Below are 12,325 nucleotides of genomic sequence, written 5' to 3'. Positions count from 1 at the left end.
CGCGCTGGCGCGGCAGACAGTGTTCGATCCGTTGATATTGGTTTTCAGTGATTTCCATCACCATATTATATCAAATAGTGTTAACAGGCCCTAGTTATTATTCTCTTGATTGCCGCGAGAGTACGTTCTTACTGGTTGCCTTTACTAAATTGTAAACAAGATTCTGATGTTAGCAACGGCAACAGCGGAATTAAGAAATGGATCCGTATTGAATTTATTTTAGCATTGCTGCTACTTCTATTAGCCACGATCATTACCAACATAACACCTGCAAAGCATGCACTTATTGAAAACTGGCCATTTTCATTTCGTTTCTCAGTTATTGCTACTTGGAATCAACCAAATGTCGCTATTCAAGTCTGGAGTGGTTTGGCGGTTCTGGTGCTTGCCGCAGTGATCTTACAATTAGGCCGGCTAAGAAACTGGGAGATAAAGCGTTTAATTTTTATTCCAGCTATATTGTTTATATCGGGGGGAGCGATTGCATTGCAAGCTCTGACAATCCAAGCTTATCCTGAAACTTATCGGAGACCACCTGTACCTTTTGATGTGATTTCTGTGGCGCATGGTGCTACATTATTTGCGCAGCATTGTGTTGAGTGTCATGGACTTCAGGGAATGGGAAATGGTATTAAGTCACGGACTCTATCCACAAAATTGCCGGATTTACTGATTGAGCCGCATACCGTAGAACATACGCCGGGAGATTTCTATAATTGGATTACGAACGGTATGGTGAATACGGATATGCCAGGTTATATCGATAAACTATCTGATGAAGACCGATGGGATCTGATTAATTATATTCATGCATTGTCTCGCGGCTATCAGGCGCGGATTTTAACGCCGGAGATTGTACCCAATAAAGCATATGTAAAACCGCCAGTTTTTTCATACCAAGGCCATGATGGAAGTTCAGGTACATTGCAGGAATATCGAGAAAACAAAGCTGTTTTAATGGTGGTCTTTTCGTGGCCGCAGTCTATAAGTCGTTTAGAGCAGTTAAAACAGGCTTATGGAAGATTAAAGGAGCAAAATGTTATGCTGCTTGCGGTGCCGGATAAAGATCTTGCTGTTGAAGATATGAAGCAATTAGTAGCAAAGGAACTACCTTTCCCAATTGTTACTCAAGGCGCTGCTGAAATTGCAACCAGCTTTGCATTATCACGTAGAACGTTGAGTCATCCTGATATTATCGGCCGAGGAACAACTCCAGATCATATGGAGTTTCTCATAGATAGAAAGGGATATTTGCGTGCACGTTGGATTCCATCTGTAGATCATTCGGGGTGGTCAGATATTGATCAACTAAATTTGCAAATAAACGCACTAAATCGTGAGAAAATGAATATACCTTTTCCAGAAGATTTTGTTCGATAATTGGTTTAGCTATTCAAATCAAGTTGGAGAAATTATTGAATCTGGCAATTCTGGCAGGTTATTGGGGGAAAACAGAAATAGCTGATAGGCGTTATTTTAGGTTCTAAGCAGGAATGGCATGACCGTGAAGGTTGTAGTCGTCACGTCCTTCAGATAACTTCTTGTCAATTTGAATTTAATTTGTTTCAGGTACCTGATAATAATTCAATCGTTGCTTTTTCTGCATTGTTTTCGTTTTTATCCGTCATAAGGAATGATGCGTATCACGTTTTAATACTTTCCACGGTGATCGGAATAATCAGAAAGAGACTTGTTTTTTCTATCGAATGCTTGTGTATATTCCGGGGAACGACCAATTAGTAGCGTGCCGGTGTGTAGCGGATATCTCAATTTACTATTTCAAAGCCTGTATCAACTATAGCTTCTTTGATTTGATCAATATTGATATTGTTCGAATCATATTGGATGGTTGCCTGAGCAGGTTGGAGCGTTACTTCCACTTGAGCTATTCCTGATAGGTTCTTGAGGACCGCTTTGATACTATTAACACAGCCCATACAGGTCATGCCTTTTATTATGATGGTGACAGTTTGCATCGTACATTCTCCTAAAGGAAGATTATTCATGATTGATTTGCCATCGTTTCAATAGCAGCGAATTGCTGACAACTGAAACAGAGCTCATAGCCATGGCGGCGCCGGCAATTACCGGATTAAGCATGCCAATGGCTGCTAATGGAATTTCCAATATATTGTAGACAAAGAATAGGTTCTGACGAATTTTTTGAAGCGCGGCGCGCGATACACATGTCATGCCTTCAATTGGCAATTCAATTTGTCTGAGAGACGATGAATTCAACAGTGTTTCCCGATCTAATTTACTTGTGGGTAGCTATTGACGATCCAATATTAATGCACCATCAACCCATTTAACCCTATCTCCTTGCTGAAAGCTTGCTCCTTCAGGGAGTGCGATAATTGCTTGCCTGCCATCATCCATAGTAATGTTGATCTGATACTGATTCCCAGGATAGATAATATTTCCTCCCTGATTGTAATAATTATCACCTGGAGCCTGTGGATAGTCTGGGTTATGCGGATGATGAGTTTGGCGAATGATCTCCCGCGCGACAGTTCCGGCAACAATTCCGCCCGCTATCGCATTCATGCCAAATCCTTGTCCAATTTTATTGATTGAATTGATAATTCCACAGTTGATACACCCTGATACTGGTGATTGCCGACGAATAGCTCCAGCGTCCGTACTTTTGATGCTGATACTGTTTCGTGGTGCGCTAATCGCTGTGCCAATACGATGAATGGTTCTTGGTGGTTCTGAATCAAGAGGGGTGTCCGGCGGTAAAGATTGAGTTGTCAGATTTTGAGTTTTTGATGGCAATGAATAGTTATGCTCACTATTAGTCATTTGTGGAAAGGCAAAACTAGCGTGGAATGTGCTCAATACAAGACTTATAGCAATGACCAGTGCTTTTAAATCAGCGGCATGGTAACTGTTTGACATCGCCAATCTCCTTCAACATGCGGATCAGAATCAATTTAAAGTTTTTAGATTAAACGGGACCTGGATGGTTGCATTTTATTATGACTGCTGCCTGCTGCGCATAATTCTGTGGGCATGCATATTTCTGGTCATATTTCCTTCAACTATCCTTTTGCTCTGAAGAGGTTTTCTTAGATTCAGATGAAGTGCTTGGGTGAATGCCCCGGTTACGTTTTTTGATCATCAATGCCGCGATAAGTATTCCCAGTTCGTAGAGCAGGCACAGTGGTATCGCTAGCATAAATTGCGAAATAACATCAGGAGGTGTAAAAATAGCAGCAACGATAAATGCGCCGACAATCACGTAAGGGCGCATTTCTTTGAGTTTCTCAATGGTAATTACATTTGTTTTAACTAAAACAATAACAAATACGGGTACTTCAAACGTGACCCCAAAAGCCATGAACATGGACAAAACAAAATTTAAGTATTTGCTGATGTCCGTCATTACCGCCACACCTTCCGGTGCAAAATAAGTAATAAACTCAAATACTACCGGCAGTGCAGCAAAATAGGCGAATGCCATTCCAGCAAAGAACAGCAAGCTGGTACCAAAAACTAAAGGCAGTGCCATGCGTTTCTCGTGGGAATAGAGTCCGGGTGCAACGAAAGCCCATATTTGATATAAGGTGTGCGGTAGAGTAATGACAAAGGCCAGCATCATGGCGACTTTCATGGGTACAAAAAAAGGCGTTGCTACATCCGTGGCGATCATTTGACCACCTTGTGGAAGTTTCTCCAGTAATGGTTGTGCCAGCACGGTATAAAGTTCCCGTGCAAAAAAAGCACAGGGGATAAAGCCCAGTAGGAGCACACCCAGAATACGTATCATCCTGGCACGTAATTCCACTAAATGAGATAGAAATGAACCTTCAAGCATAGTTCTATATTAGAAGTTGTGGGATCGATAACGTGAAAAGTATCGATTAATTTATGATCGATACACTGTAAGCTACTATTTTTATTTTTGTATATCAGCACGTTGCGGATTTTTGCTGTCACTTAGCTTTGATTGCTCGGATTCTAATTGTGATTGAGGCATTACCAAGTCTCTGGGTGATTTTTCCGTAGCCTGAGGATCATTCGTGATAGCCGTCTTTAGTTGCTCTACACTTTCTTGAACTGAAGTTTCAAGCGAATCAACTGTGTCTTGCACAGAAGATTGCATTTTTTTTAGTTCTTCCATACGCATTTCATTATGAATATCAGTTCTGATGCTATACATAAAATTACGACAACGCCCGTACAAATGTCCTATTGTTCGTGCGACAGTTGGTAGTCGTTCAGGTCCGATCACAATTAAGGCTACCATCAAAATGATCAGTAACTCCATGAAACTTATATCAAACATGTTGTCTCGTTGATTGAGATTGCATGAATATAAATTCGATTAGAACTCGATGCAGCAAATAATATACAATTTAATTCTCAGGTCTTGGTCTGATTTTCCTTGAAGTCCGCGTCGTCGGCTTGTCTATTGGTATTCGATGGTTGCGATGCACTGCTTTCAGTTTCGGTAGTTGATTTACTTTCTTTGAAGCTATTGGGAGCAGTATCCTTGTTTGTGGTAACTTCAAAAACTGACTTATTGGCGGATGAAGGCGGATTCTCGGTTTCTGACTCTTTCATTCCTTCTTTGAAGCCTTTTAAGGCGCTTCCTAAATCGCCACCCAGATTGCGTAATTTTTTTGTTCCGAATACCAGAACGACAATAGCCAGTACAATAATCCAATGCCAGATGCTGAATGTGCCCATTACTTCCTCCTGTTAAATGGAACGGAGCTGGTCTAACCTGGGTGAATCATTCCAGGCAAACGCTCTCGGCCACCGATGATATGGAAATGTAAATGAAATATTTCTTGTCCGCCCGCAGGCCCAGTATTAATGATAGTGCGGAAACCATTTTCACATCCTTGTTCTTTTGCCAATTGTGGAGCTAATGATAGCATTTTTCCAAGCAAATTCTGATGAATGCCTTGAACATCAATGAGCGAGTCTATATGCAATTTCGGGATTAGTAAGAAATGAACAGGAGCAGCAGGGTTGATGTCATTAAAGGCAAGAATATTTTTATCTTCGTAGATTTTGCTGGAAGGTATTTCTTTTCTTGCAATTTTACAAAAAATACAATTCTCCATAATCTCTAATTCGATGTTCTTGAAGCTTTTTCTTGTATTCCGGACATGCCTTCACGTCTTTCCAGTTCTTTCAATACGTCATCAGGGGAGAGTTCGTGGAAAGCGAGTAGTATCATGCAGTGAAACCATAAATCCGCAGTTTCGTAAATAATCTGACCGGTATTGCCATCCTTAGAAGCCATGATGGTTTCGGCAGATTCTTCTGCGATTTTTTTAAGTATTTTATCCTGTCCCCCATGAAACAGTTTAGCTACATAAGAGCTGTTTGTCTCAGCTGATTTGCGTGATTCAATGGTTTGTGCCAGACGACGAAGAATATTTATATCGCTCATTTATTGTAAATTTCCTCAGGATTCTTGATAACAGGTGCGGCAAGAACCCAGTTATTGCCTTCTAATTTCTGGAAAAAACAGCTGTGTCTGCCAGTGTGGCAGGCAATTCCGCCAGTCTGTTCTATAATAAGAAGCAATACATCTTCGTCACAATCAAGAAAAATATCTTTCACTTTCTGAATGTGACCAGATTCTTCACCTTTATACCAGAGCTTTTTGCGTGAACGTGACCAGTATACCGCTTCACCTTTTTCTACCGTCAACTTAAGCGCTTCTCGATTCATCCACGCAACCATGAGGATAGTGCCGCTATCTGCTTCTTGAGCGATGACCGGTATCAATCCGTCCTCGGACCAGTTAATTCTGCTAAGCCAGCTATCTGTAGACATGATATAGCAACACTTACAAAGTTAAATTTTCAACCTTCTGCAATTTTAGCATTATAACCGCACTTCAATGCCATGCTGTGCCATATATTGTTTTGCCTGTTGCACGGTGAATTCGCCATAATGAAAAATGCTGGCTGCCAACACGGCATCTGCGTGCCCTTGCAGAATACCGGCAACCAAATGATCCAGATTGCCAACACCACCGCTGGCGATCACTGGTATATTGATAGCATCCGATACTGCGCGGGTTAAAGAAAGATCAAAACCGCTACGTGTGCCATCATTATCCATACTGGTAAGTAAAATTTCACCGGCACCCAGAGATTGCATTTTTATTGCCCATTCAACAGCGTCAATGCCTGTTGCTTTACGTCCTCCGTGGCTAAAGACTTCCCAGCGCGGCGAATTTCCGGATGCATTAACTTGTTTGGCGTCAATTGCCACAACAATACATTGAGAACCATAATGCCCGGCTGAATCAGCTATCAGCTGCGGATTTAGAATTGCCGATGTATTAATGCTCACTTTGTCAGCGCCGGCATTTAGCAACCGGCGTACGTCTTCAACCTGACGTACACCTCCGCCAACAGTCAAAGGAATAAATACTTGCGCGGCAACATCTTCAATAATGTGCAGAATCAGGTCGCGATTATCCGAGCTGGCTGTAATATCCAGAAAAGTGAGTTCATCGGCACCTTGCTCATCATAACGGCGCGAAATTTCCACCGGATCTCCTGCATCACGCAGTTCAACGAAATTAACGCCTTTAACTACACGCCCATTGGTTACATCCAGGCATGGAATAATACGCTTTGCGAGACTCATCAGTGTAAAAGGCCGATTGTAGGTAAGGAAGTAAAATACGCGGTATTAATTTTCTAAAAAAGGGTTTTTTTACGATATACCGTTATCTCTACTCAGTTTATCAGCCAATTGCTGAGCTTCTTTGAAATTCAGAGAGCCTTCATAGATGGCGCGCCCAGTAATGGCTCCGATAATTCCTTCGGATTCGATTGCGCACAGTTTCTGAACATCACTGATATTGGTAATACCGCCGCTGGCAATGACCGGTATAGTAAGTTCTCTAGCTAATTCGATGGTTGCTTCAATGTTAATCCCGTTGAGCATGCCATCTCTGCCGATATCTGTGTAAATAATCGCTTCTACTCCATAATCCTCAAATTTCTTGGCTAAATCAATGACATCATGGCCGGTAATCTTAGACCAGCCATCAACCGCCACTTTACCATCTTTTGCATCCAGTCCAGCCATAATCTGTCCTGGGAAAGCGTTACAGGCATCTTGCAGAAAGCCTGGTATTTTGATGGCTGCAGTACCGATGATTATATAAGAGATACCATCGTCAAGATAACGTTCAATTGTATCAAGATCACGAATGCCGCCGCCTAATTGAATAGGTATCTGATCATCGAGAGATTGGACAATTTCACGTATTGCTACTTCATTTCTTGGTTTGCCGGCAAATGCACCGTTTAAATCGACAAGATGGAGTCTGCGTGCACCTTGACTTAACCAATGGGCCGCCATTTCACCGGGTTCCTTGGAAAATACCGTAGCATCTTCCATTACTCCTTGTTTTAGTCGAACACAGTGGCCATCTTTAAGATCTATTGCAGGAATAATCAGCATAGCTTAATCAGAATTAATAGTTGATTAAAAAAGTCAGTTTACTACGTTTTGATTTTAGAAATTTGGTGTCCATTTGGTAAAGTTGCTCAATAGAGTTAATCCTGCTGATTGACTTTTCTCTGGATGAAACTGTACCGCGAAAATATTATCTTGTGCAATGGCGCAGGTAAATGGAAAGGGATACTGACTTTGAGCAGCGATTGATGTTTCAACAAGGGTTTCGACATAATAACTGTGTACAAAATAAAAGCGTGCATCTTCTGCGATGCCTTCCCATAACGGATGTTTTATAGCTTGGTGCACTTGATTCCACCCCATATGAGGCACTTTTAGCTTTTGTCCATCCGGTGTTGTCATGGCTGCGGCGGGGAAGCGCACTACCTTTCCTGGCAAAATATTCAAGCCCTGGATATTTCCTTCCTCACTTTCTCTAAATAACATCTGTAAACCGAGGCATATGCCGAGATAGGGTTTGTGGGTAGCTGCTTCTATTACGGCTTCTCGCATTCCGCGAGCTTCAAGTTCCTGGATGCAATTACGCATTGCACCCTGTCCCGGTACTACGACACGTTTCGCTTTTCGCACGATATCCGGATTACTGGTTACCGCAATTGATAAAGTAGGCGCAACATGCTCCAATGCTTTGTGAACGGAACGCAGGTTTCCCATTCCATAGTCTACAATTGCGATATCAATCATATGATGATTTAGTTGAAGAGAGTAGCTTACAAAGTACCTTTGGTGGATGGAATAATTCCGGCTGCTGCTGGATCAGGTTCGATTGCCATGCGCAAAGCTCGTCCAAATGCTTTAAAAGCGGTTTCCGCCTGATGATGTGCATTTCTTCCGGCAATGTTGTCGATATGTAAAGTTATCAGAGCATGATTTACCAGTCCCTGAAAAAACTCATGAACCAGATCGACATCAAAATCACCAATATGTGCACGAGTAAAATCAACATTAAATACCAAGCCAGGACGACCGGATAAGTCTATTACAACGCGTGTCAATGCTTCATCAAGTGGAACATAGGCATGACCATAGCGACGTAATCCTTTTTTATCTCCCACCGCTTTCGTCAGTGCCTGGCCTAGAGTAATGCCGATATCTTCAACGGTATGATGCGCATCAATATGTAAATCACCTTTAGCTATCACTTCAAGGTCGATCATGCCGTGACGAGCTATCTGATCAAGCATGTGATCAAGAAATGGCACCCCGGTTTCCAAAATGGATTGACCTGTTCCATCCAGATTCAGATTGATGCTGATCTGAGTCTCCAGCGTGTTACGAATGACTTGTGCTTTGCGCATAGGGGGAAATCTTGGATAAGATAACGAATTTAAAGTTGATTTTAAGCTGTTTTATTCAGTATGGCTTGTAATGATGAACAAAACTGAGCATTCTCGTCGGGTGTGCCTATAGTTACACGTAAGCAATTTTCTAATAAAGGATGTGTACCATCCAAATTTTTGATTAATATTTTTTGTTGTTTCAGCGCTAGAAAAATTTGAGTGGCAGCATGGATTCGAAACAAAATAAAATTAGCCTTCGAAGGATACACTGTGATGCTATCCATTGTAGCAAGAAAAGTACTCATTTTCGCACGTTCTGATTTTATGGCTTCCGCTTGTTCCGACAAAACCACAGTATGGTGTAATACCTTCTCAGCGATTATCTGTGTCATTATGCCAATGTTATAAGGTAAACGCATCTTTTCCAGCTGCGTCAGCCACTCAGATCTTCCAAGTAATAACCCTAATCTTAAGCCCGCCAACCCTGATTTGGATAACGTGCGCATTAATAATAAATTGGGATGATGATTTATTTCGTTGATAAAGCTCGCATCAGCGAAAGCTTGATAGGCTTCATCAATGACAACAATACCGGAAGTGGCCTGTATTATGCTTAAGATTGCTGCATAATCAAAAAGATTTCCTGTGGGATTGTTGGGGTAGGCCAGAAAGATGACGGCAGGCTTATGTTTGGCAATTGCGGTCAACATGGCTTCCAGATCTAGTGAGAAATCCTGTTTTAAGGGCACTCCGACATATTGGATGTTCGCGAATGTGGCGATCATCCGGAACATCACGAAAGAGGGTTCCACACTGATTAATACTGCACCGGGTTTGGCTACAGCCATCGCAATGATTTGAATAATTTCATCTGATCCATTGCCAAGCAGAATATCGATGTCATCGGAAATCGCCAAGGTCTGACGTAATTTTTTCTTAAGCGAAACAGCACTGGCATCGGGATAACGATTTACTGGCGCATTGGCTGCCAGCTGCGCAATTTCGTCACGCAATTCCGGTGATAATGAGTAAGGATTTTCCATAGCATCCAATTTAATCATGCCCGTAGCGGACGGAACGTGATAAGCGGAAAGTGCAAGAATTTCCGGTCTGATAATATGTTCTGGAAGATAAGAGTTACTCATAGGCGCTTATTTTAACTCAATCCAAGGGTAATGACTCAAGTTATCATCGATAATTAAAATAGGTAAACCTCCGTCTCCGCCGGAGGTAATTTACGAGCAATGTGAGATGCTGTGAGGCCATTTTTTCTAAATGATTGAACTATAGATTGGTTTGTAAAACTTATTTTGATATCTGTGCATTCTTGTATTCTTGTTCAATTAATGTTTGCAGCTCATGAATGTATATACCTTCAGTTTGTGCGTGGTCGATATAAGAGTAAGTATCAACTGTTTTTTTATCGGGTTTTCATAATAAGCGACTCATATCTCCCGCGCTAAACCCAATCAGCGGTTCAGTAAATTCTTTTCCAAAAGCGATAACTTTGAATAATTCACCCATTTCGGCAGGGTTGACCAGTTTCTGCAATTGATTGGATTGTGGTAAGTAGCACGCAGTATCCTCGACAGGTATTTGTGCAAGAATTTGGGTAATGCCAGAATTGATCAGGAAGAAAGCTTGGGTTGTGTAACCCAGAAGCGTAAGGTTGCTATCGACCGCAGCATGAGTGACGGCACTGAAATCAACGTGACTGGTGATATCTTGCAGGCCAGGGAGATAAAATGGATTGTCATGGGCGTGGTGGCGATAATGGCACATCAACGTGCCTTGATTGCGTTGGGGATGATAGTATTCGTTACGTCCAAATCCATAATCGATCAATAGAATGACGCCCTGGTGAAGAAGTTTCGCCAGGCTGCGCATAAAACCGATGGCAGTAAGATTAAATTCGCTGACATATTCAAAGCGCGAATCACTGTTTGGGTTAATTTGTGATGCTATTTGACCGGCAATTGAATGAAGATCGATATCCTGCAAAGGCCGGTCTTGCCAGGCGAGTTGATTGTTTTGCCAGATTACGCCACGCTCGAAAATGGCATTATCGTGCCATGCGACCAAGTGCACGGGCATTGCATCCAGTACTTCATTGGCAAGTATGATGCCATTAAATTGATCGGGTAGTTGCTCCAGCCATTCCACGCGATGTATGAGGTGGGGTGCCTTGCTTGCAAGTAACGTTTGTTGTCGTTGGCGCAATTCGGCGCTCACTTCCAGAATAAAATATTTTTCCGGTAATTTAGAGGCTTTTTCCAGTTCAATCAATATGTCGAGTGCCAGCCTGCCTGACCCAGCGCCAAATTCAAGTATGTAAGGATGTTTAAGGCATTCGGAGATTTGTAATAACTGTAGTGCCAGTGTGCGGCCAAATAACGAAGAAATTTCTGGGGCAGTGACAAAATCTCCGGCACTGCCTAATTTAGTTGCGCCACTGCTGTAATAACCCATTCCAGGTGCATACAGCGCCAGATTCATGAATTGTTCGAAGGAAATCCATCCATCTGAAGCAAGAATCCGCTCTTTTATCAAGGTCAATACTGATTGACTGTGAGCTAGTGCGATTTTGCTGGCAAGGGGGAGGGGAGTATGTGAAGACATAAGCAAGTTTCTTTGTGGTAAATTGCAAAAGCAAATAGTGTAGCAGTACTTGAAGGAGGTATGAGTGCAGGAAAAAGTGATTCTGGTTACCGGGGGGGCGAAACGGGTAGGTGCAGCTATCTGCCGCAGATTGCATGCACAGGGCGCCAAATTGATTGTGCATTATCGGTCTTCATTCGAAGAAGCCAAGCTATTACACGATGAATTGAACCGGGAGCGGGCTGATTCGGTGGCTTTGGTGCAAGCCAATTTATTAGAGATTGGATCATTTTCCAAATGGGTGAAAAAGGCGGTTAACTGTTTTGGCCGGCTGGACGTGCTGATTAACAATGCTTCAAGCTTTTTTCCGACACTGCTTTCTCAATGCACACTGGAAGATTGGAACAATCTTGTTGGCAGCAATCTTCAAGCCCCTCTTTTTCTGACCCAAGCAGTAGCGCCATATCTTAAAGAGCAGAGGGGGTGTGTCGTGAATATTGTGGATATTCATGCCGAGCGGCCGCTGAAGAATTATGTGATTTATAATGCTGCCAAAGGCGGATTGTTAGCGCTGACCAAATCACTGGCGGTGGAGATGGCACCCGATGTACGTGTCAATGGAGTTTCTCCGGGTCCCATCTTATGGCCACAAGATGGAACCTGGGAGGATGAGGCGACACGTCAGCAGATAATCGCCGGTACCTTGCTTAAGCGCTGTGGTGAACCGGATGATATTGCCAAAACCGTGCAATTTTTAATTGCTGATGCGCCTTATATTACAGGGCAAATTATTGCAGTGGATGGCGGGCGCAGTATTCATTTATAGTTCATGGAATGAGGTTGATGCGATCAAGAGTATTTCTATCGCCGCAGTTGATTTTTCTCTTGAATCAGACAATTTTAAGAGATTATTTCAAATGTTGTATAAATAATAACCACCACAATTGTTGTGGTAAGATATTGAATATTAATTGTTATATGCT

The 12,325-nt window shown here is 42.3% G+C and carries 15 protein-coding genes and 2 pseudogenes; 2 read left to right on the top strand and 15 right to left on the bottom strand.

The annotated features are described in order from the left end of the window. Window positions 1–105: 105 nt before the first annotated feature. Entirely contained in the window at window positions 106–1,380 is a 1,275-nt protein-coding gene (locus C4S39_RS10740) for a c-type cytochrome (RefSeq protein ID WP_258039407.1), read from the top strand. A 386-nt stretch (window positions 1,381–1,766) separates the two neighbouring features. Here the strand turns inward: C4S39_RS10740 and C4S39_RS10735 are convergent, their stop codons facing one another. From C4S39_RS10735 to C4S39_RS10665, 15 genes and pseudogenes are all read right to left on the bottom strand, one after another. Then, window positions 1,767–1,976 (bottom strand): heavy-metal-associated domain-containing protein, encoded by a 210-nt coding sequence (locus C4S39_RS10735; RefSeq protein ID WP_103966996.1) that lies wholly within the window; start codon window positions 1,974–1,976, stop codon window positions 1,767–1,769. A gap of 22 nt (window positions 1,977–1,998) precedes the next feature. After that, window positions 1,999–2,184 (bottom strand): annotated as a pseudogene (locus tag C4S39_RS10730) (hypothetical protein); the annotation flags it as partial. A gap of 87 nt (window positions 2,185–2,271) precedes the next feature. Continuing rightward, window positions 2,272–2,901, bottom strand: coding sequence for an urease accessory protein UreE N-terminal domain-containing protein (locus tag C4S39_RS10725; RefSeq protein ID WP_103966995.1), 630 nt, complete (start codon window positions 2,899–2,901; stop codon window positions 2,272–2,274). A gap of 139 nt (window positions 2,902–3,040) precedes the next feature. After that, window positions 3,041–3,820 (bottom strand): twin-arginine translocase subunit TatC, encoded by a 780-nt coding sequence (gene tatC / locus C4S39_RS10720; protein WP_103966994.1) that lies wholly within the window; start codon window positions 3,818–3,820, stop codon window positions 3,041–3,043. An 81-nt stretch (window positions 3,821–3,901) separates the two neighbouring features. Next, window positions 3,902–4,291 carry a Sec-independent protein translocase protein TatB gene (tatB, locus tag C4S39_RS10715; protein ID WP_103966993.1) on the bottom strand — a complete coding sequence of 130 codons (390 nt, stop codon included), beginning with the start codon at window positions 4,289–4,291 and terminating at the stop codon, window positions 3,902–3,904. A 248-nt stretch (window positions 4,292–4,539) separates the two neighbouring features. Continuing rightward, window positions 4,540–4,695: pseudogene (gene tatA / locus C4S39_RS16055) on the bottom strand (Sec-independent protein translocase subunit TatA); the annotation flags it as partial. Window positions 4,696–4,727: 32 nt separating this feature from the next. Continuing rightward, window positions 4,728–5,078 (bottom strand): histidine triad nucleotide-binding protein, encoded by a 351-nt coding sequence (locus C4S39_RS10705; protein WP_103966991.1) that lies wholly within the window; start codon window positions 5,076–5,078, stop codon window positions 4,728–4,730. 5 nt (window positions 5,079–5,083) lie between these two features. Next, on the bottom strand, window positions 5,084–5,410 hold the full coding sequence (locus C4S39_RS10700) for a phosphoribosyl-ATP diphosphatase (RefSeq protein WP_103966990.1): 327 nt from the start codon (window positions 5,408–5,410) through the stop codon (window positions 5,084–5,086). After that, a complete protein-coding gene (gene hisI, locus C4S39_RS10695) occupies window positions 5,407–5,799 on the bottom strand; it encodes a phosphoribosyl-AMP cyclohydrolase (protein WP_103966989.1) in 393 nt (130 codons plus the stop codon). Before hisI ends, C4S39_RS10700 begins: the two co-directional genes overlap by 4 nt. Before the next feature lie 51 nt (window positions 5,800–5,850). Next, complete coding sequence (gene hisF, locus C4S39_RS10690; RefSeq protein WP_103966988.1) at window positions 5,851–6,624, bottom strand: imidazole glycerol phosphate synthase subunit HisF; 774 nt, start codon at window positions 6,622–6,624, stop codon at window positions 5,851–5,853. 69 nt (window positions 6,625–6,693) lie between these two features. Next, on the bottom strand, window positions 6,694–7,449 hold the full coding sequence (gene hisA, locus C4S39_RS10685; RefSeq protein ID WP_103966987.1) for a 1-(5-phosphoribosyl)-5-[(5-phosphoribosylamino)methylideneamino]imidazole-4-carboxamide isomerase: 756 nt from the start codon (window positions 7,447–7,449) through the stop codon (window positions 6,694–6,696). Window positions 7,450–7,503: 54 nt separating this feature from the next. Continuing rightward, window positions 7,504–8,148, bottom strand: a complete 645-nt coding sequence (gene hisH, locus C4S39_RS10680; RefSeq protein WP_103966986.1) for an imidazole glycerol phosphate synthase subunit HisH — start codon at window positions 8,146–8,148, stop codon at window positions 7,504–7,506. A 26-nt stretch (window positions 8,149–8,174) separates the two neighbouring features. Beyond that, complete coding sequence (hisB, locus tag C4S39_RS10675) at window positions 8,175–8,762, bottom strand: imidazoleglycerol-phosphate dehydratase HisB (protein ID WP_103966985.1); 588 nt, start codon at window positions 8,760–8,762, stop codon at window positions 8,175–8,177. A gap of 41 nt (window positions 8,763–8,803) precedes the next feature. Continuing rightward, window positions 8,804–9,889 carry a histidinol-phosphate transaminase gene (gene hisC / locus C4S39_RS10670; RefSeq protein ID WP_103966984.1) on the bottom strand — a complete coding sequence of 362 codons (1,086 nt, stop codon included), beginning with the start codon at window positions 9,887–9,889 and terminating at the stop codon, window positions 8,804–8,806. 286 nt (window positions 9,890–10,175) lie between these two features. Then, on the bottom strand, window positions 10,176–11,363 hold the full coding sequence (locus C4S39_RS10665; protein ID WP_103966983.1) for a class I SAM-dependent methyltransferase: 1,188 nt from the start codon (window positions 11,361–11,363) through the stop codon (window positions 10,176–10,178). A 64-nt stretch (window positions 11,364–11,427) separates the two neighbouring features. Between C4S39_RS10665 and C4S39_RS10660 the strand changes: the two genes are divergently transcribed. Beyond that, entirely contained in the window at window positions 11,428–12,168 is a 741-nt protein-coding gene (locus tag C4S39_RS10660) for a pteridine reductase (protein ID WP_103966982.1), read from the top strand. Window positions 12,169–12,325 lie beyond the last annotated feature (157 nt).

The sequence above is a fragment of the Nitrosomonas ureae genome (genome assembly GCF_900108305.1).
In the GTDB taxonomy this organism is placed as follows: domain Bacteria; phylum Pseudomonadota; class Gammaproteobacteria; order Burkholderiales; family Nitrosomonadaceae; genus Nitrosomonas; species Nitrosomonas ureae_B.
Note: the sequence above shows the minus strand (reverse complement) of the source record. Positions and strands in the feature narration are given on the sequence as shown.